We start from the raw sequence: 17162 nt of genomic DNA, 5'->3' as shown, positions 1-17162 counted from the left end.
GTAGGCGTATGTAGGGGTCAGGACCTAGAAGGAGTGGACCATGGGGTTCAAGAAGCTGCTCGCGAGCCTGGGTGCCGGTGGGGCGTCCGTGGAGACCGTGCTCACCGAGGAGAACGTCGTTCCGGGCGGGGTCGTCCAGGGTGAGGTGCGGATCCAGGGCGGCTCGGTCGACCAGCAGATCGAGGGGCTGTCCGTGGGTCTCCAGGCCCGGGTCGAGGTCGAGGGTGGCGACCAGGAGTTCAAGCAGGACATCGAGTTCGTCAAGGTCCGGCTGGGCGGTGCCTTCGTGGTGCAGGCGGGCGCGGTGCACGTGGTGCCGTTCGGCTTCGAGATTCCGTGGGAGACGCCGGTCACCGCCATCGCGGGGCAGCAGCTGCGCGGGATGAACATCGGTGTGACCACCGAGCTGGAGATCGCGCGTGCGGTCGACTCGGGCGACCTGGACCCGATCAACGTCCACCCGCTGCCGGCACAGCAGGCGATCCTGGACGCCTTCATCCAGCTGGGCTTCCGCTTCAAGAACGCGGACATGGAGCGCGGGCACATCCGTGGGACCCGGCAGAAGCTGCCGTTCTACCAGGAGATCGAGTTCTTCCCGCCGCAGCAGTACCGGGGGCTGAACCAGGTCGAGGTCAGCTTCGTCGCGGACGACCGTGAGATGGACGTCGTCCTGGAGATGGACAAGAAGCCGGGGCTGTTCAGTGAGAGCAGCGACTCCTTCCGTGCCTTCAAGGTGGGGCTGCACGACTTCCACACGACCGATTGGGCCGCTTACCTCAACCAGTGGCTCGCCGACGTCGGTGGCAAGCGCAACTGGCTCTAGGCTCGGCCCCGTACGGCAGGTCAGGCGATACGGAGGTACAGACGTGGCCGAGGGGAAGAGGGCGCCGCTCCCTCACGACTTCCATCCGCAGGTTCCGGCGTTCACCGTGGTGAGCGACGACATCGTGCCGGGCGGTGTGCTGAAGGACGCGCAGGTGTACGCGGCGGGGAACACCTCGCCCCAGCTGAGCTGGGAGGGCTTCCCTACGGGGACGAAGAGCTTCGCCGTCACCTGCTTCGACCCGGACGCGCCGACGGGCAGCGGGTTCTGGCACTGGGTGCTTTTCGACATCCCGGCGTCGGTGACCGAGCTGCCGGCGGGCGCGGGCACGGGGTCGTTCGAGGGACTGCCGGCCGGTGCCGTGCATGCCCGTAACGACTACGGGTCGAAGGACTTCGGTGGTGCCGCTCCCCCGGCCGGCGACGGGCCGCACCGGTATGTGTTCACGGTGTACGCCGTGGACCAGGAGAGGCTGGGGCCGGACGCGGACGCCTCGCCCGCGGCCGTCGGCTTCAATCTGCGCTTCCACACGCTGGGGCGTGCCCAGCTGATCGGCGAGTACGAGAATCCCGCGGACAGCTGAGCGTTCGTCTGTTGTTTGCCCGCTTCTGGTCTTGGAGAGATCAGAAGCGGGCATCTTTCGTTGCGCACGATATTGCGTTGTCCAACCCGGCGCGCCCGGCCAGAGTTGATCCAAGCCCGGAAGCCCTACGACGGGGCTGGGCCGGCACACGGGAGGTGGGCACAATGCGGGACACGCTGGTACTGAACGCGAGCTTCGAGCCGCTTTCGACGGTCACACTCAACCGTGCGGTGGTGCTTGTCCTGCAGGACAAGGCCGTCGTGGAGCAGGAACATCCCGATCTCCGTATGCGTGCCGCCGCCGTCGACATCCCGGTTCCCCGGGTGATCAGGCTCTGCCGTTACGTACGGGTGCCGTTCCGAAGACAGGCTCCGTGGTCGAGGCGGGGTGTGCTGGTCCGGGACCAGCACCGGTGCGCGTACTGCGGGAGGCGCGCGACGACCGTGGACCATGTGGTGCCGCGGGCGCAGGGTGGTGGGGACAGCTGGCTGAACACGGTGGCGTCCTGCGCGGAGGACAATCACCGCAAAGCGGACCGGACTCCGGAGCAGGCGGGGATGCCGCTGCTGCACGAGCCGTTCGTGCCGACGCCGGCGGACGCGATGCTGCTGGCGATGCGGGCCGGTGAGCGGTCCGAGCTGCCGGAGTGGCTGGCCAACTCGGCGGCGTGATCCGCGATGTGTGGACGTGTACGTGTACGGGCCCGCTCCCTCCCCGGGGGCGGGCCCGTTGCCGTTCAGCGGAGCAGGAGCTGCACGATGGCGACGGTGCCGACGGCGACGATGACGCCGCGCAGGACCGGGGGCGGGAGGCGGCGGCCTACCTTGGCGCCGATCTGGCCGCCGATGGCCGAGCCGACGGCGATGAGCAGGACGGCGGTCCAGTCGAAGTCGGCGACGAAGAGGAAGAAGAGCGCGGCGATGCTGTTGACGATCGCGGCGAGGACGTTCTTGACGGCGTTGAGGCGCTGGAGGGTGTCCGCGAGGAGCATGCCCATGAGGGAGAGGTAGATGATCCCCTGGGCGGCGGTGAAGTAGCCGCCGTACAGGCTGGCGAGGAACAGTCCGGTCAGCAGGAGCGGGCCGCCGTCGGGATCTCCGTGGGTGCCGTTGCGTTCGCGGCGGGCCTGGACGGCCTTGGAGAGGCGCGGCTGGAGGACGACCAGGATCAGCGCGAGGGCGACCAGGACGGGGACGATGGTCTCGAACGCCCGGGCGGGGAGCATCAGCAGGAGGACGGCTCCGCCGAGTCCGCCGGTCGCGGCGACGGTCCCGAGGCGCAGGACGCGGCGGCGCTGGCCCTTGAGTTCCTCGCGGTAGCCGATGGCTCCGCTGATGGAGCCGGGGATGAGGCCGAGGGCGTTGGAGACGGTGGCCGTGACCGGAGGCAGTCCGGTGAGGAGGAGGACCGGGAACGTGATCAGCGTTCCCGATCCGACGATGGTGTTGATGGTGCCGGCTCCCACGCCGGCGGCGAAGACTGCCAGGACTTCCCAGATGGACAACGCCATCTCCTTACAAGATCGGTGGCTCTGCCTCCCCGCCCTGACGTCCGTCGGGGTCGAGGGGCTCGCACCGATCATGCACGATTACGTGTACGTGTCAGTCAACCGGTCCCGGTCACTCGACCGGGGGTTCCTCGCGGCGCTCCTTACCGGTGTTGAAGCCGGGGGTTCCGCCGCCGAGGTTGCCGAAGGCGCCGGAGAGGCCCTTGAGGGCGTCGCCGATCTCGCTGGGCACGATCCAGAGCTTGTTGGCGTCGCCCTCGGCGATCTTCGGGAGCATCTGGAGGTACTGGTACGAGAGGAGCTTCTGGTCCGGGTCTCCGGCGTGGATGGCCTCGAAGACCGTGCGTACGGCCTGGGCCTCGCCCTCGGCGCGCAGGGCGGCGGCCTTGGCCTCACCCTCGGCGCGGAGGATCGCGGACTGCTTCTCGCCCTCGGCGGTCAGGATCTGCGATTGCCGGATGCCCTCGGCGGTGAGGATCGCGGCGCGCTTGTCACGGTCGGCGCGCATCTGCTTCTCCATCGAGTCCTGGATGGAGGTCGGCGGCTCGATGGCCTTGAGCTCGACGCGGTTGACGCGGATGCCCCACTTGCCGGTGGCCTCGTCGAGGACGCCGCGCAGGGCCGCGTTGATCTCCTCGCGGGAGGTGAGGGTCCGCTCCAGGTCCATGCCGCCGATGATGTTGCGCAGGGTGGTGACGGTGAGCTGCTCGATCGCCTGGATGTAGCTGGCGACCTCGTAGGTCGCGGCCCGGGCGTCGGTCACCTGGTAGTAGATGACGGTGTCGATGTTGACGACCAGGTTGTCCTGGGTGATCACCGGCTGGGGCGGGAACGGGACGACCTGCTCGCGGAGGTCGATCCTGTTGCGGATCGAGTCTATGAACGGGACGACGATGTTCAGGCCGGCGTTGAGCGTGCGGGTGTAGCGGCCGAACCGTTCGACGATCGCGGCGCTTGCCTGCGGGATGACCTGGATCGTCTTGATCAGGGCGATGAAGACAAGCACCACCAGAATGATCAGGACGATGATGACTGCTGACATCGTGTTTCCCCGTGCCCTTCGCTACCGGTTGACTGCCGGGTTGATTTCGATGATCGATTTTCCCAGACGGCGCGCCGTCGTGTGGGGGGTTCGGGGCGTTCGGTCACATGACCACGGCGGTCGCCCCGTCGATCTCGACCACGTCGACGTGGGCGCCGGCTTCGAAGCTCTGCTCGGGGTCGTAGGTGCGGGCCGACCAGACCTCACCGGCGAGCTTGATGCGGCCGCCGTTGCCGTCCACCCGTTCCAGGACGACGGCTTGACGGCCTTTCAGCGCGTCGATGCCGCTGGCGTGTTCGGGCGGTCCGTTGCGTTGCCGGGCCGCGATCGGGCGGACCACCGCGAGCAGCGCCACCGAGACGATGACGAAGACGACCACCTGCGCGACGATGCCGAAGCCGAGACCGGCGGTCACGGCTCCGGCGATCGCGCCGACGGAGAACATGCCGAATTCAGGCATTGCGGTCAGGACGAGCGGAATGCCCAGTCCCACCGCGCCGATCAGCCACCAGACCCACGCGTCGATGTCCACATGGTCATGGTAGGGCGGTGGGAACTCCGGGGACAGGGCGCGGCTCTGTGCGGAGTCGCAACGCCCGGCGACCGGAGGTTACTTGAGCGGGAGGCCCTGGGCGGTGTAGCGGTCGCCGACGTGCTCGACGACGAGCGGGAGGCCGAAGCAGAGCGACAGGTTGCGGGAGGTCAGCTCGGTCTCCATCGGGCCGGCGGCGAGCACCTTGCCCTGGCGGATCATCAGGACGTGGGTGAAGCCCGGGGCGATCTCCTCGACATGGTGGGTGACCATGATCATGGAGGGGGCGTACGGGTCACGGGCGAGGCGGCCCAGGCGGCGGACGAGGTCCTCGCGGCCGCCGAGGTCGAGTCCGGCGGCGGGCTCGTCGAGGAGGAGGAGCTCGGGGTCGGTCATCATCGCGCGGGCGATGAGGGTGCGCTTGCGCTCGCCCTCGGAGAGGGTGCCGAACTTGCGGTCCAGGTACTCGGTCATGCCGAGCCGGTCGAGGAAGGCGCGGGCGCGCTCCTCGTCGACGGCGTCGTAGTCCTCGTGCCAGGTGGCGGTCATGCCGTACGCGGCGGTGAGGACGGTCTGCAGGACGGTCTGGCGCTTGGGGAGCTTCTCGGCCATGGCGATGCCGGCCACGCCGATGCGGGGGCGGAGGTCGAAGACGTCGACCTTGCCGAGCGTCTCGTCGAGGATCTTGGCCGTGCCCGTGGTGGGGAAGAGGTAGCTGGAGGCGATGTTGAGGAGGGTGGTCTTGCCGGCGCCGTTGGGGCCGAGAATGACCCAGCGCTCGCCCTCCTTGACCGACCAGGAGACATCGTCCACCAGAGCCCGTCCGTCGCGGACCACGGATACGTCCACCAGCTCCAGTACATCGCTCATGAGCGCGTTGTCTCCCCTTGCGGTCGAGTCGGGTCGTCGCCTTGCGCCTGTGGGCGCGGCGTCCAGGGAAAACCTACGCCACCGGTCGAGCGGGCCGGTCCTTAGGTGGGTCCTAACGACTGGTAGGTCCCTGTTCCGGTGCCGGGAGTCCCTAGGCTGGGTGCATGCTTTCGGAACCACGCTCAGGACGCCTGGCCGCTTGGGGCAATGCCCTGTTGGCCGGATCGGTATCGCCGGACGACGCGGTGCTGGCCATTGTCGGGGAGGACGCGGTGCACCGCGTCGAGGGGCTGCCGGGCGAGGCGGGTCAGGTCGGCCTGACGCTGGCGCTGGGGCGGCTGCGGCGGCTCGGGGTGACCGGGTGGCGGGTGGCGCTGCCGGCGCCGGGGCATCCGCTGGGGCTGAGCGGGCCGCCCGACTTCAACGCGCGGGCGCTGGAGGCGGAGGAGGCGGTGGTGGGTTTCGGCGCTCCGTACGGTCTTGTGCCGCAGATCACGGAGGCGGGGCCCGCGGGGGACGTGCATGTGGAGGTGGTCTGGCAGTGCCTGACCGTCCGGGAGGCGCCGCCCGCGGATGTGCCGTCGCTCGGTGAGGCGGAGCGGGAGCTGGCGGAGGCGCTGCGTGAGGCGACCGCGGTGCTGACCCAGCTGGACGTGGCGGCCTCGGGCCCGGTGGCGGACGCGGCCCGCGAGGCGTACCGGGCGCGCGCGGAGGCGGGCCGTGAGGTGCTGGCCCCGGGGTATCCGGCGCGTGCGGTCCGGGTCCTCGAGCTGGCCCAGCGGGTGGGCCTGCTGATCGACCTGGCGTACGACCACGGCCACGGCGGCGCGGTGAGCGCCTCGGAAATGGCGGCGCGGGGGGCGGCGCTGCGGCCGGTGGAGCGGGTGGCCAGGCGGGCGCAGGTGGCGGCGTACAACGCGTACGTGGAGGAGAAGGAACGCGAGCGCTGACGCCGCTGCCGCCGGGCGGAGTGCGGCGCAACGGAAGGAAGCCCGCGAGGCGCCCCGGCGCCGAGCGGTGCGAGCGACGCGTCGAGAAGGAGGGGCCGGGGGCGCGGGGGCGGCGCTGCGGCGGGCAAGGGGAGAGCCCGGCCCCCGGGGGATCGTCCGGGGGCCGGGCTCGTCGCGGGGGCGCGTCAGTGGTTGACGGCGCCGTTTCCGAAGGCCGGGTTGAGCAGGCCGATCACGTTGACCGTGTTGCCGGAGACGTTCACCGGGACGTGGACCGGGGCCTGCACCAGGTTGCCGGACGCGACGCCCGGCGAGTTGAGGGCCTTGCCGTGCGCGTCCGCGCCGCCGTGGGCGGAGGCGACACCCGCACCCGCGGCGACGATGCCACCGGCGACCATGGTGAGGGCAGCGGCCTTCTTGAGGTTCTTCACTTTCAGGTTCCTCCTGGTATTCGCCGCGGCCGGCCGCCGCAGCACGCCCTGAAGAACGCCCCCGCCCCCGGCGGGTTGCGCCAAACGGGGGACATACACCCGACGGTATGAAAAGGGGAACGGAAGTGCCTCTTCCGCCTCAGGCGTTTCACGAGGTCAGGCCGTGCCTCACCGCCCAGAGCGCCGCCTGCGTCCGGTCCGCCAGGTCGAGCTTCATCAGGATGTTCGAGACATGCGTCTTGACCGTCTTCTCCGACAGGACGAGCGCCCGCGCGATCTCCCGGTTGGACCGCCCGTCCGCGATCAGCCCGAGCACCTCCCGCTCCCGCTCCGTGAGCGTCGTCCCGCGCCCCGTGCCGCTGTGCGCCTCCTCCTGGGAGAGCAGCGCCCCCGCCACCTCGGGCTGGAGCAGCACATGCCCGGCGTGTACGGAGCGGATGGCACCGGCCAGGGCGTCCGGGTCCACGTCCTTGTAGACGTACCCGGACGCGCCCGCCCGCAGCGCGGGGACGACCGTGCGCTGCTCGGTGAAGCTGGTGACGATCAGGACCTTCGCCGGGTTGGCCAGCTCGCGCAGCCTCCGCAGCGCCTCGATGCCGTCCGTGCCGGGCATCTTGACGTCCATCAGCACGACGTCGGGCCGCAGCTCCTCGGCCCGGGCGACCCCCTCGTCGCCGTCGGACGCCTCTCCCACGACCTCTATGTCGTCCTGGACCTCCAGGAACGTGCGCAGGCCGCGCCGGACCACCTGGTGGTCGTCGACCAGCAGCACGCGAATGATCCGGTCAGCCACCGGGGACCTCCATCTCGATCGTGGTGCCTCGGCCCGGTGCCGATGTCACGGTGAGTATGCCGCCGACGCCGCCGGCCCGGTCCCGCATGGAGACGAGGCCGAGGTGCCGGCCGGCCCTGCGGACCGTACGGGGGTCGAAGCCCTTGCCGTCGTCGGTGACGGTGAGCAGCGCGCCCTGGCCGTGGCGGACCAGGGAGACGGCGACCAGCTCCGGCTCGGCATGCCGCAGCGCGTTGTGCAGGGCCTCCTGGGCGACGCGGAGCATGGCCTCCTCCTGGGCCGCGGGCAGCGCGCGCACCCCGGAGCTGTCGAAGGTGACCCGGGCGCTGTGGGCCCGGTCGAGGACCTGGATCTGCGTGCGCAGGGTATGGACGAGTCCGTCCTCGTCGAGGGCGGCGGGGCGCAGCTCGACGACGGCGGCGCGCAGCTCGTCCACGGCCTCGGCGGCGAGCGCGGCGACCTGCTGGAGCTCGCCCTTCGCGCGGGCCGGGTCGCGGTCGACGAGGGCGGCCGCGGCCTGGGCGGTGAGCCGGAGCGAGAAGAGCTTCTGGCTGACGGCGTCGTGCAGCTCGTGGGCGAGGCGCGAGCGCTCCTCGGCGATGGTGAGCTCGCGGCTGCGCTCGTAGAGCCGGGCGTTGGTCAGGGCGATGGCGGCGTGCTGGGCGAGGATCCCGAGCAGTTCCTCGTCCTCGGCGGTGAAGCCGCAGCCGCCGTCCTCCCTGGGGCAGCGCTTGTTGGCGAGGAAGAGCGCCCCGATGGTCTCCTCGCCGTCCAGGATGGGCAGGCCGAGGAAGTCGGACATCTCCGGGTGGGCCGCGGGCCAGCCCTCGAAGCGGGGGTCCTTGCGCACGTCGGCGAGGCGCTCGGGCTCGGCCTTGTGGAGCATGGCCGCGAGGATGCCGTGCTGGCGGGGCAGCGGTCCGATGGCCCGCCACTGCTCCTCGCTGACGCCGTCGACGACGAACTGGGCGAAGCCGCCGTGGTCGTCCGGGACACCGAGCGCCGCGTACTCGGCGTCGAGCAGCTCACGGGCGGAGGCCACGATCGTCTTGAGGACGTCGCGCACCTCCAGGTGGCGGCTCATGGCCAGCAGCGCGGTGCTCACGGCGGCGAGGCCGGAGCCGGGTCGGTGACTCATGGATTCACCGTACCGGTGGGTTGTGACGGTGCGTATCCGCCTGGGGACGGCCGTCGCCTAGGACCGGGGGACTAGGTCGAAGTGCCTTGTGCGGTCGGGGCCCGCGGACGAGGCGGTGGGCGGGGCGGCGGCCGGAGGCTGGATCCATCCGTGGAAGAAGAGGGGATGGATGTCATGCCTGTCGCGATCATCACAGGGGCGTCGAAGGGGCTGGGGCGGGCTCTGGCCGGCGCGCTGGCCGAGCGGGGCTGGGATCTGGTGCTCGACGCCCGGACGGCGAAGGTGCTCGAGGAGAGTGCGGAGGCGGCACGCGCGCGTGGGGTGCGGGTGGTGGCGCGGGCGGGGGACGTGACGGACACGGCGCACCGGCGTGAGCTGGTGGCGGCGGCGCGGGAGCTCGGCGGGCTGGATCTGCTGGTGAACAACGCGGGGATCCTGGGCGCCGAGCCGCTGCCACGGCTCGACAGCCACTCTCTGGACGGTTTCCGGGCCGCCCTGGAGGTGAACGTGGTGGCTCCGCTGGGGCTGCTGCAGGAGGCGCTGCCGCTGCTGCGCACGGCACCGGCCGGAGCCGTGATCAACCTGAGTTCGGACGCGGCCGTGGAGGCGTACCGGACCTGGGGCGCGTACGGGGCGACGAAGGCGGCGCTGGACCAGCTGTCGGCGGTCCTGGCGGTGGAGGAGCCGGGGCTGCGCGTCTGGTGGGTGGACCCGGGCGGGATGCGGACGGACATGCTGGCCGCCGCGGAGCCCGACGAGGACCTGTCGGGGACTCCTGCTCCGGCCGAGGTCGCCCCTGTCTTCCTCCGGCTTCTCGACGAGCGCCCGGCGAGCGGCAGGTATACGGCACCGGCCCTCCTGGAGGAGCGATGACGTGGGCGGTGCACGTACCCGAGGGGTTGTCGGCGCGGCTGCCGGCGGAGCAGCGCGGGCCGGGCCGGGGGCGTGACGACGTGCGGCTGATGGTGTCGCGCGGGACGGAGGTGTCGCATCACGTCTTCCGGGAGCTGCCGGGGCAGCTGCGGGCCGGGGACGTGCTCGTCGTCAATACAAGTGCGACGCTCGCCGCCGCCGTGACCGGGCGGCTGGGCGGGGAAGAGGAAGGGGCTCGCGTAGCGATTCCTTGCAAGGGCGGTGGCGGGCGACGGGCGGGCTGGGAGCCGGTCGTCGTGCACTTCTCGACGCGTGGGGACGACGGCCGGTGGGCGGTGGAGCTGCGGGAGCCGGACGGCCGGGGAAGTACGGGGCCGCGGCCGGGCGGACCGGTGGGGGCCGTGGTGCGGCTGCCCGGGGGTCCCCCCAGCAGGGGCGTAGAGGCTCGGCTCGTCCTGACGGAGCCGCTGGTTCCGGGGGCGTCGCGGCTCTGGTGGGCCCGGGTGGACACGCCCGTACCGGCGCTGCTCGCGCGGTACGGGCGGCCGATCCGCTACGGGTACACGGAGCGGGACCAGCCGCTGTCCGCGTATCAGACGGTCTTCGCGCTCCCCTCCCCCGACGGCGCGGGTTCGGCGGAGATGCCGAGCGCGGGCCGGCCGTTCACGGCCGCCCTGGTGGCGGAGCTGGTGAGCCGGGGGGTGCAGTTCGCTCCGCTCACCCTGCATACGGGGGTGGCGTCGGCGGAGGTCCATGAGCCGCCGTACCCGGAGCGCTTCGAGGTCCCGGCGACGACGGCGTGGCTGGTGAACGCGGCGAAGGCGGGCGGGGGCCGGGTCGTGGCGGTGGGGACGACGGCGGTGCGCGCGCTCGAGTCCGCGGCCGATGAGGCCGGGCGGGTGCGGGCGGCTTCGGGGTGGACGGATCTGGTGGTGACCCCGGGGCGCGGGGTGCGGGTGGTGGACGGGCTGCTCACGGGGCTCCACGAGCCCGAGTCCTCGCATCTGCTGATGCTGGAGGCGGTCGCCGGGCGGCGTGCTGTGCACCGTGCCTGTACGGAGGCGCTGCGGGAGCGGTACCTCTGGCACGAGTTCGGCGACGTCCATCTCGTCCTCCCGGAGAAGGCCCCTCACTGTGCGCATTGCTGAAGCAACGCGTGGTGAGGTTGTTACGCGCCCGATGTGAGCCCGCGCATAGGACGCACGTCACTTACGAAGCACCCTAGTGGAACCATAAAGGTCAGATGGGACCGGAGTGAGCGGGTCCCGGGCGGGTTTCCGTGCGCCGTGCACGGGCCCCTGATCCACTACCCGGGATCGTACGTCACACCTTTGCCACAGGATTTTGCTGCCGCTAAGAATTGCAGCCGTCGCCGCCGAGAGGGCGCAGCGCCGCCCCGGCCTGAGCGACCCCCTGCTATTCGAAGAGGTAGTCCTGCATGTCCGCGAACACTCCTGGCCACTATCGGCTGAAGAAGACGCACAAGGCTTCCCTTGCCGGTGTCGCCGCCCTTGGTGCCGTCGCCCTGGGCTTCTCCCTCATCCCGAGCAACGCCGCCGCCGAGACCGAGCCGCAGGCGCTGAGCAACACCCAGCAGGTCGCGTGGGCCTACGACGCCGCCAGCCCGCAGGCCAAGGCGCTGCACGCGAGCCTCACGGAGCAGCAGAACGCGATCGACCTGAAGGCCAAGGCCGAGGCCGCCGCCAAGGCGCAGGCCGAGGCCAAGGCCAAGGCGGACGCCAAGGCCAAGGCGAAGGCCGCGGCTGAGGCCAAGGCCAAGGCCGAGGCGAAGAAGCGCGCCGAGGCGAAGGCGGCCGCGAGCCGTGCCGCCGCCCGCAAGCCGGTGTACGCGAACAACCTCGACGGCTGGATCCGCGAGGCGCTCGACATCATGAAGAAGCACAACATCCCGGGCACCTACGAGGGCATCCACCGCAACATCATGCGGGAGTCCAGCGGTAACCCGCGGGCCATCAACAACTGGGACATCAACGCCATCAACGGCGTCCCCTCGAAGGGCCTGCTCCAGGTCATCTACCCGACCTTCAAGGCCTACCACGTGCCGGGCACCAAGTTCGACCAGTACGACCCGGTCGCCAACATCGTCGCCGCCTGCAACTACGCGGCCGACCGCTACGGCTCCATGGACAACGTCAACAGCGCGTACTGAGCCACGCCTGTCCGCGCCGAAGGGCGGCACCCCGTGCAGGGGTGCCGCCCTTCGGCGTCGTACGGACGTGCTTACTTGCGCATGACCTCGGGCTCGTGGCGGCGCAGCAGACGCGCCACCGCGAAGCCGCAGGCGATGCCGATGAGCAGCAGGATCGTGAGGTTGAAGCCCCACTGGCCGACGGTGTGGTCCCACAGCGGGTCCAGGTTCGTCGGGTTCTTGTGGTCCCACGGCGGCATCAGGTGCGCGAGGTCGAGGGTCGAGCCCGCGGCGGCGATGGCCCAGCGCGAGGGCATCAGCCAGGCGAACTGCTCCAGGCCGGGCGAGCCGTACACCTGGAAGAGGATGCCGGTGAACACGACCTGGACGATCGCGAACATGACGAGCAGCGGCATCGTCTTCTCGGCGGTCTTCACCAGCGAGGAGATGACCAGGCCGAACATCATCGAGGTGAAGCCGAGCGCGATGATCGTGACGCACAGCTCGACGGCCGGCGGCATGACCAGGCCCTCTTCCGGCAGCTCACGGGTGGCGAAGCCGATCCCGCAGATGATCACGCCCTGGATGGCGGTGATCACGCCGAGGACGATGACCTTGGACATCAGGTACGCCGAGCGGGACAGGCCGGTGGCCCGCTCCCGTTCGTAGATGACCCGCTCCTTGATCAGCTCTCGTACGGAGTTCGCGGCGCCCGAGAAACACATGCCGACCGCGAGGATCAGCATGATCGTGCCGGCGTCGCCGTTGAAGCGGGACGGCGGCGTGGGCTTGCCGAGGCCGAAGTCGGCCGGGATGACGACCGAGACCAGGCCGAGGACGGCCGGCAGGATCACCATCAGGCCCATGAAGCCCTTGTCCGAGGCGATCACGGAGGAGTAGCGGCGGATCAGGGTCCACAGCTGGGAGCCCCAGCCCTGCGGCTTCGGCGGGCGGGCCATCGCCTGCTGCGGCATCTGCACGGGCTGCGCGGCGACGGCGTCGATGTCCGCGGCGTACATCTGGTAGTGCTGCGAGCCCTTCCAGCGGCCCGCCCAGTCGTAGTCGCGGTAGTTCTCGAAGGCGGAGAAGACGTCGGCCCAGGTGCTGTAGCCGAAGAAGTTCAGCGCCTCCTCCGGCGGACCGAAGTACGCCACCGAGCCACCGGGCGCCATGACGAGGAGCTTGTCGCACAGGCCGAGCTCCGCCACCGAGTGGGTGACGACGAGGACCGTGCGGCCGTCGTCGGCGAGGCCGCGCAGCAGCTGCATGACGTCGCGGTCCATGCCCGGGTCGAGGCCCGAGGTCGGCTCGTCCAGGAAGATCAGCGACGGCTTGGTGAGGAGCTCCAGGGCCACCGAGACGCGCTTGCGCTGGCCACCGGAGAGGGAGGTGACCTTCTTCTCCTTGTGGATGTCGAGCTTGAGCTCGCGCAGCACCTCGTCGATACGGGCCTCGCGCTCGGCCTCGGCGGTGTCGCCGGGGAAGCGGAGCTTGGCCGCGTAGCGCAGCGCCTTTTGGACGGTCAGCTCCTTGTGCAGGATGTCGTCCTGCGGGACCAGACCGATGCGCTGGCGCAGCTCGGCGAACTGCTTGTAGAGGCTTCGGTTGTCGTAGAGGACATCGCCCTCGTTGGCCGGGCGGTAGCCGGTGAGCGCCTTGAGCAGGGTCGACTTGCCGGAGCCGGAGGGGCCGATGACGCCGATCAGCGACTTCTCGGGGACGCCGAAGGAGACGTCCTTCAGGATCTGCTTGCCGCCGTCGACCGTGACGGTGAGGTGGCGGGCCGAGAAGGAGACCTCGCCGGTGTCGACGAACTCCTCGAGCTGGCCGCCGACCATCCGGAAGGTCGAGTGACCGACACCCACGATGTCGTTGGGGCCGATGAGGACGGAGCCGCCCTTGGCGATCGGCTGACCGTTGACGTACGTGCCGTTGTGGGAGCCGAGGTCGCGGATCTCGAAGCGGCCGTCGGGCGTGGCGTGGAACTCGGCGTGGTGGCGCGAGACCTGGAGGTCGGAGACGACCAACTCGTTCTCGAGCGCGCGACCGATGCGCATGACGTGGCCGAGGGCCAGCTGGTGGAACGTGGTGGGGCTGCGGTCGCCGTAGACCGGCGGCGCCCCCGCGGCGCCGCCACCCTGGCCGGGCACCTTCTGGGCCAACTGCTCGGCGGGGCCGCCCTGCTGGTGCGGGAACTGCGGCTGCTGAGGCTGGTGGGGCTGGTGGGGCTGCTGCTGCGGCTGGCCCTGCGGGGCCTGCTGCTGCCAGTTCTGCTGAGGCGGCGGGGCCTGGTGGGTGGCCCAGTCGGCCTGTGCCGCACCCTGGTGGGCGGGGGCCTGGTGGGCCTGCGCCGCCTGCTGTTGGGCCGCGGCGCCGGCGGCGAGATTCAGCCGCGGGCCGTCGGTCGCGTTGCCGAGGTGCACCGCGGAGCCGGGGCCGATCTCCATCTGGTGGATCCGCTGCCCCTGCACGAAGGTGCCGTTGGTCGAGCCGTGGTCCTCGATGACCCAACTCCGGCCGCCCCAGCTGATGGTGGCGTGCCGCCACGAGACCCTGGCGTCGTCGATCACCAGGTCGCCCTGCGGATCACGTCCGAGGGTGTACGACCTGGACGGATCGAGAGTCCAGGTCCTTCCGTTCAATTCCAGTACGAGTTCTGGCACTCCATGCCCCACTACTTGTCCCCCGATGTACCCCCGTCGCTGGGAGTCTAGGGATGGCGAACATCGGGGGGAACTATTTCAGGCCGGGCCCGTACTCCGAAAGTCGGGCGGTGTGAAGACCCCGCACAGGCATGCTTTTGCGGATCAGGTGGAAATGGGGCAACTCGCTGCGAACCGGTGGGTACTGACGGGTGCGGGCGGCATCGGTGGGTGGCCGACTCCGGCCGATGTGATTCTGGCCTCGATCATGGCGGGGACGGCGGTCGGGGGCGGCGGGCGAGGGCGGAGGCGGGGGCGGGACCGCGCGGCCTCCACAGGTGTCCTGCACAGGCGTCCTCCGGGCGCGCTTCCCCACCTGGGAGGGCTACCGTGGCAAGGGAGCGACCAGTCGGGTGTCCGGTACGCGGGACGGGGGGACTGGTGGCACCCAGTGCCCGATACGGTGGAAGCACCATGAGCGCATCGCAGACCTCAGACGTTCCCACCCTTCTCGTCAAGATCTTCGGGAAGGACCGTCCCGGGATCACCGCCGGGCTCTTCGACACCCTCGCCGCCTACTCCGTCGACGTCGTGGACATCGAGCAGGTCGTGTCCCGCGGCCGCCTCGTCCTGTGCGCGCTCGTCACCGAGCCGACCGTCGCCTCCGCGGGCGAGCTGCGGGCGACCGTCCACAGCTGGGCCGAGTCGCTGAAACTCCAGGCCGAGATCATCTCCGGCACCGGTGACAACCGTCCGCGCGGCAGTGGACGCTCGCACGTCACCGTGCTCGGGCACCCGCTGACCGCCGAGCAGACCGCCGCCATAACGGCGAGGATCGCCGAGAACGGCGGCAACATCGACCGTATCTTCCGCCTCGCGAAGTACCCGGTGACCGCGGTCGAGTTCGCCGTCTCGGGCTGCGAGACCGAGCCACTGCGGACCGCGCTGGCCACGGAGGCGCACGACATCGGTGTGGACGTGGCCGTGGTCTCCGCCGGGCTGCACCGCCGCGCCCAGCGACTGGTCGTCATGGACGTCGACTCGACGCTGATCCAGGACGAGGTGATCGAGCTCTTCGCGGCGCACGCGGGCTGCGAGGACAAGGTCGCCGAGGTCACGGCGGCCGCGATGCGCGGCGAGCTGGACTTCGAGCAGTCGCTGCACGCCCGGGTGGCGCTGCTGGCCGGGCTCGACGCCTCGGTGGTGGACAAGGTCCGTGCCGAGGTACGGCTCACCCCCGGCGCCCGCACCCTGATCCGTACGCTGAAGCGGCTGGGGTTCCAGGTCGGTGTGGTCTCGGGTGGATTCACCCAGGTCACGGACGACCTCAAGGAGCGGCTCGGGCTCGACTTCGCCTCGGCCAACACCCTGGAGATCGTCGACGGGAAGCTGACCGGCCGGGTCACCGGTGAGATCGTGGACCGGGCGGGCAAGGCGCGGCTGCTGCGCCGGTTCGCCTCGGAGGCGGGGGTGCCGCTGTCCCAGACCGTGGCGATCGGCGACGGCGCCAACGATCTGGACATGCTGAACGCGGCCGGACTCGGTGTGGCGTTCAACGCCAAGCCGGTGGTACGCCAGGCAGCCCACACGGCCGTGAACGTCCCCTTCCTCGACACCGTCCTCTATCTGCTGGGGATCACCCGCGAGGAGGTCGAGGCGGCGGACGGCGACGAGGAGCTGCTGCACTGATCTCACCCGCGCCACCGCCGCGGAAAGGCCCGGTCCCACTCGGCGACCGGGCCTTGTGCCGTATGGGGGCCGTACGGTCCCGCACGCGGTGGATCAGCTGTGCGGAGCCCAGTAGTCGACCAGCGTGCCCACGCCGTGCTCCACGGACTTCCAGGAGCCGTTGAAGGTGAGCACCGAGAAGGCGGCCGTCGGGAAGCCGCCCCGGTTCATCCGGGCCAGCGCGTCACCCTCGGCCTTGCCCGCGAGGGCGTCGGAGAGCGCGTGCATGCCGGGGTTGTGCCCGATGACGAGGAGGTCGCTCACCTCGTCGGAGACCTCGTTGAGCAGGGCGATCAGTTCGCCGAGCGAGGCCTCGTACAGCCGCTCCTCGTACACGGTCCTGGGGCGGTGCGGCAGCTCGTGCACGGCCAGCTTCCAGGTCTCGCGGGTCCTGGCGGCGGTCGAGCAGAGGGCCAGATCGAAGGTGATCCCGGTGTCGGCGAGCTTGCGGCCCGCTACGGGGGCGTCCGTGCGGCCGCGCTCGGCGAGCGGTCGCTCGTGGTCGGACACCTGAGGCCAGTCGGCCTTGGCATGCCGGAGCAGCACAATCCTGCGGGGTGTATCGACGCTCATGGGCTCCAGCTTCGCATGAAACGGGCCGCCGGGCGCAGGGTGTTGAGTCAGCGGGGCAGCGTCTGCTGGATCTGCTCCAGGAGATGCCCGACCGATGCCTCACCGCCGGCCGCGTGGGCCCCGCCCGGTCCCGTTATCAGCAGGAAGAGGGCGACGAACGCGGCGACCGGGAGAGCGAGCGCCCACCAGGGCAGCCGGGTGTCGACGCCGCCGACGGACGGTGACGGGGTCCGGGTGTGCGTACGGGCCGACATGGCCGCCTCCGTGGGTCGGGGGGACGTCCGCAGCGGTGACTGCCGCGGTGTCTCCACGCTACGGAGCGCGGTCCGCCGAGCCCATCAGGTGATCCACCCACTTCACCCTGACACTCACCCCCTAGGGGACGTCGGGTTGACCCCACCGGGTGGGGTCAGGGTGAGGCGATCGAGGCGATGAGGGCGATGACGACCGTGATTCCGAGCATCGCGCCGAGCACGATGAGGAGCTTCTTCTGGCCGTTCTGGGGGTTCGGGTCGAGCACTGGCATGG

The 17162-nt window shown here is 70.7% G+C and carries 19 protein-coding genes; 8 read left to right on the top strand and 11 right to left on the bottom strand.

From position 1 onward, the window contains the following. The first annotated feature begins 40 nt into the window (after positions 1-40). The 3 genes from FDM97_RS10930 to FDM97_RS10920 all read left to right on the top strand — a co-directional run bounded on the left by FDM97_RS10930 (position 41) and on the right by FDM97_RS10920 (position 2077). On the top strand, positions 41-823 hold the full coding sequence (locus FDM97_RS10930) for a sporulation protein (RefSeq protein ID WP_137990211.1): 783 nt from the start codon (positions 41-43) through the stop codon (positions 821-823). A gap of 43 nt (positions 824-866) precedes the next feature. Then, on the top strand, positions 867-1406 hold the full coding sequence (locus FDM97_RS10925) for a YbhB/YbcL family Raf kinase inhibitor-like protein (protein WP_137990210.1): 540 nt from the start codon (positions 867-869) through the stop codon (positions 1404-1406). A gap of 164 nt (positions 1407-1570) precedes the next feature. Further along, positions 1571-2077: an HNH endonuclease gene (locus FDM97_RS10920; RefSeq protein ID WP_137990209.1), complete on the top strand. Its 507-nt coding sequence runs from the start codon at positions 1571-1573 to the stop codon at positions 2075-2077. Between the two features lie 65 nt (positions 2078-2142). On the opposite strand, the gene FDM97_RS10915 is transcribed toward FDM97_RS10920, so the two are convergent. From FDM97_RS10915 to FDM97_RS10900, 4 genes are all read right to left on the bottom strand, one after another. Continuing rightward, positions 2143-2916, bottom strand: coding sequence for a sulfite exporter TauE/SafE family protein (locus tag FDM97_RS10915; RefSeq protein ID WP_175439087.1), 774 nt, complete (start codon positions 2914-2916; stop codon positions 2143-2145). A gap of 109 nt (positions 2917-3025) precedes the next feature. Next, positions 3026-3955, bottom strand: a complete 930-nt coding sequence (locus FDM97_RS10910) for an SPFH domain-containing protein (protein ID WP_137990207.1) — start codon at positions 3953-3955, stop codon at positions 3026-3028. A 103-nt stretch (positions 3956-4058) separates the two neighbouring features. Then, the gene (locus tag FDM97_RS10905; RefSeq protein ID WP_137990206.1) at positions 4059-4487 is read right to left on the bottom strand and encodes an NfeD family protein; all 429 of its coding nucleotides are present in this window, start codon (positions 4485-4487) and stop codon (positions 4059-4061) included. 78 nt (positions 4488-4565) lie between these two features. Further along, positions 4566-5357 carry an ABC transporter ATP-binding protein gene (locus FDM97_RS10900; RefSeq protein WP_137990205.1) on the bottom strand — a complete coding sequence of 264 codons (792 nt, stop codon included), beginning with the start codon at positions 5355-5357 and terminating at the stop codon, positions 4566-4568. Positions 5358-5521: 164 nt separating this feature from the next. On the opposite strand from FDM97_RS10900, the gene FDM97_RS10895 reads away from it, so the two are divergent. Next, positions 5522-6307, top strand: coding sequence for a hypothetical protein (locus FDM97_RS10895; RefSeq protein WP_137990204.1), 786 nt, complete (start codon positions 5522-5524; stop codon positions 6305-6307). Positions 6308-6492: 185 nt separating this feature from the next. Here FDM97_RS10895 and FDM97_RS10890 read toward each other — a convergent pair whose 3' ends face one another. From FDM97_RS10890 to FDM97_RS10880, 3 genes are all read right to left on the bottom strand, one after another. Beyond that, entirely contained in the window at positions 6493-6738 is a 246-nt protein-coding gene (locus tag FDM97_RS10890) for a chaplin (RefSeq protein ID WP_137990203.1), read from the bottom strand. Between the two features lie 148 nt (positions 6739-6886). Next, positions 6887-7531, bottom strand: a complete 645-nt coding sequence (locus FDM97_RS10885; protein ID WP_137990202.1) for a response regulator — start codon at positions 7529-7531, stop codon at positions 6887-6889. Continuing rightward, entirely contained in the window at positions 7524-8669 is a 1146-nt protein-coding gene (locus FDM97_RS10880; protein ID WP_137990201.1) for a GAF domain-containing sensor histidine kinase, read from the bottom strand. The genes FDM97_RS10885 and FDM97_RS10880 overlap by 8 nt, the downstream gene beginning before the upstream one ends. Positions 8670-8843: 174 nt before the next feature. Here FDM97_RS10880 and FDM97_RS10875 point away from each other — a divergent pair, with 174 nt between their 5' ends. The 3 genes from FDM97_RS10875 to FDM97_RS10865 all read left to right on the top strand — a co-directional run bounded on the left by FDM97_RS10875 (position 8844) and on the right by FDM97_RS10865 (position 11712). Further along, a complete protein-coding gene (locus FDM97_RS10875; RefSeq protein ID WP_137994767.1) occupies positions 8844-9542 on the top strand; it encodes an SDR family NAD(P)-dependent oxidoreductase in 699 nt (232 codons plus the stop codon). Next, complete coding sequence (locus FDM97_RS10870) at positions 9539-10690, top strand: S-adenosylmethionine:tRNA ribosyltransferase-isomerase (RefSeq protein WP_137990200.1); 1152 nt, start codon at positions 9539-9541, stop codon at positions 10688-10690. The genes FDM97_RS10875 and FDM97_RS10870 overlap by 4 nt, the downstream gene beginning before the upstream one ends. A gap of 290 nt (positions 10691-10980) precedes the next feature. Next, positions 10981-11712, top strand: a complete 732-nt coding sequence (locus FDM97_RS10865; protein ID WP_137990199.1) for a transglycosylase SLT domain-containing protein — start codon at positions 10981-10983, stop codon at positions 11710-11712. A 71-nt stretch (positions 11713-11783) separates the two neighbouring features. Here the strand turns inward: FDM97_RS10865 and FDM97_RS10860 are convergent, their stop codons facing one another. Next, a complete protein-coding gene (locus FDM97_RS10860; protein WP_137990198.1) occupies positions 11784-14366 on the bottom strand; it encodes an ABC transporter ATP-binding protein/permease in 2583 nt (860 codons plus the stop codon). Between the two features lie 441 nt (positions 14367-14807). Here FDM97_RS10860 and serB point away from each other — a divergent pair, with 441 nt between their 5' ends. After that, on the top strand, positions 14808-16022 hold the full coding sequence (gene serB, locus FDM97_RS10855) for a phosphoserine phosphatase SerB (RefSeq protein ID WP_137990197.1): 1215 nt from the start codon (positions 14808-14810) through the stop codon (positions 16020-16022). Positions 16023-16115: 93 nt separating this feature from the next. Here serB and FDM97_RS10850 read toward each other — a convergent pair whose 3' ends face one another. The 3 genes from FDM97_RS10850 to FDM97_RS36360 all read right to left on the bottom strand — a co-directional run bounded on the left by FDM97_RS10850 (position 16116) and on the right by FDM97_RS36360 (position 17160). After that, on the bottom strand, positions 16116-16634 hold the full coding sequence (locus tag FDM97_RS10850; protein WP_137990196.1) for a SixA phosphatase family protein: 519 nt from the start codon (positions 16632-16634) through the stop codon (positions 16116-16118). Between the two features lie 47 nt (positions 16635-16681). After that, the gene (locus FDM97_RS10845; RefSeq protein WP_137990195.1) at positions 16682-16888 is read right to left on the bottom strand and encodes a hypothetical protein; all 207 of its coding nucleotides are present in this window, start codon (positions 16886-16888) and stop codon (positions 16682-16684) included. 155 nt (positions 16889-17043) lie between these two features. Next, positions 17044-17160, bottom strand: a complete 117-nt coding sequence (locus FDM97_RS36360; protein WP_254705559.1) for an SGM_5486 family transporter-associated protein — start codon at positions 17158-17160, stop codon at positions 17044-17046. Between the last annotated feature and the right edge of the window lie 2 nt (positions 17161-17162).

It is taken from the genome of Streptomyces vilmorinianum, from assembly GCF_005517195.1.
GTDB lineage: Bacteria > Actinomycetota > Actinomycetes > Streptomycetales > Streptomycetaceae > Streptomyces > Streptomyces vilmorinianum.
The sequence above is the reverse complement of the archived record's forward strand: the minus strand, read 5'-3'. Positions and strand labels throughout refer to the sequence as shown.

Coding starts and splice junctions, on each gene's coding strand:
- FDM97_RS10930 (WP_137990211.1), top strand. CDS start 41: ATGGGGTTCAAGAAGCTGCTCGCGAGCCTGGGTGCCGGTGGGGCGTCC.
- FDM97_RS10920 (WP_137990209.1), top strand. CDS start 1,571: ATGCGGGACACGCTGGTACTGAACGCGAGCTTCGAGCCGCTTTCGACG.
- FDM97_RS10915 (WP_175439087.1), bottom strand. CDS start 2,916: ATGGCGTTGTCCATCTGGGAAGTCCTGGCAGTCTTCGCCGCCGGCGTG.
- FDM97_RS10910 (WP_137990207.1), bottom strand. CDS start 3,955: ATGTCAGCAGTCATCATCGTCCTGATCATTCTGGTGGTGCTTGTCTTC.
- FDM97_RS10900 (WP_137990205.1), bottom strand. CDS start 5,357: ATGAGCGATGTACTGGAGCTGGTGGACGTATCCGTGGTCCGCGACGGA.
- FDM97_RS10895 (WP_137990204.1), top strand. CDS start 5,522: ATGCTTTCGGAACCACGCTCAGGACGCCTGGCCGCTTGGGGCAATGCC.
- FDM97_RS10880 (WP_137990201.1), bottom strand. CDS start 8,669: ATGAGTCACCGACCCGGCTCCGGCCTCGCCGCCGTGAGCACCGCGCTG.
- FDM97_RS10875 (WP_137994767.1), top strand. CDS start 8,844: ATGCCTGTCGCGATCATCACAGGGGCGTCGAAGGGGCTGGGGCGGGCT.
- FDM97_RS10870 (WP_137990200.1), top strand. CDS start 9,539: ATGACGTGGGCGGTGCACGTACCCGAGGGGTTGTCGGCGCGGCTGCCG.
- FDM97_RS10865 (WP_137990199.1), top strand. CDS start 10,981: ATGTCCGCGAACACTCCTGGCCACTATCGGCTGAAGAAGACGCACAAG.
- serB (WP_137990197.1), top strand. CDS start 14,808: ATGAGCGCATCGCAGACCTCAGACGTTCCCACCCTTCTCGTCAAGATC.
- FDM97_RS10850 (WP_137990196.1), bottom strand. CDS start 16,634: ATGAGCGTCGATACACCCCGCAGGATTGTGCTGCTCCGGCATGCCAAG.
- FDM97_RS10845 (WP_137990195.1), bottom strand. CDS start 16,888: ATGTCGGCCCGTACGCACACCCGGACCCCGTCACCGTCCGTCGGCGGC.
- FDM97_RS36360 (WP_254705559.1), bottom strand. CDS start 17,160: ATGCCAGTGCTCGACCCGAACCCCCAGAACGGCCAGAAGAAGCTCCTC.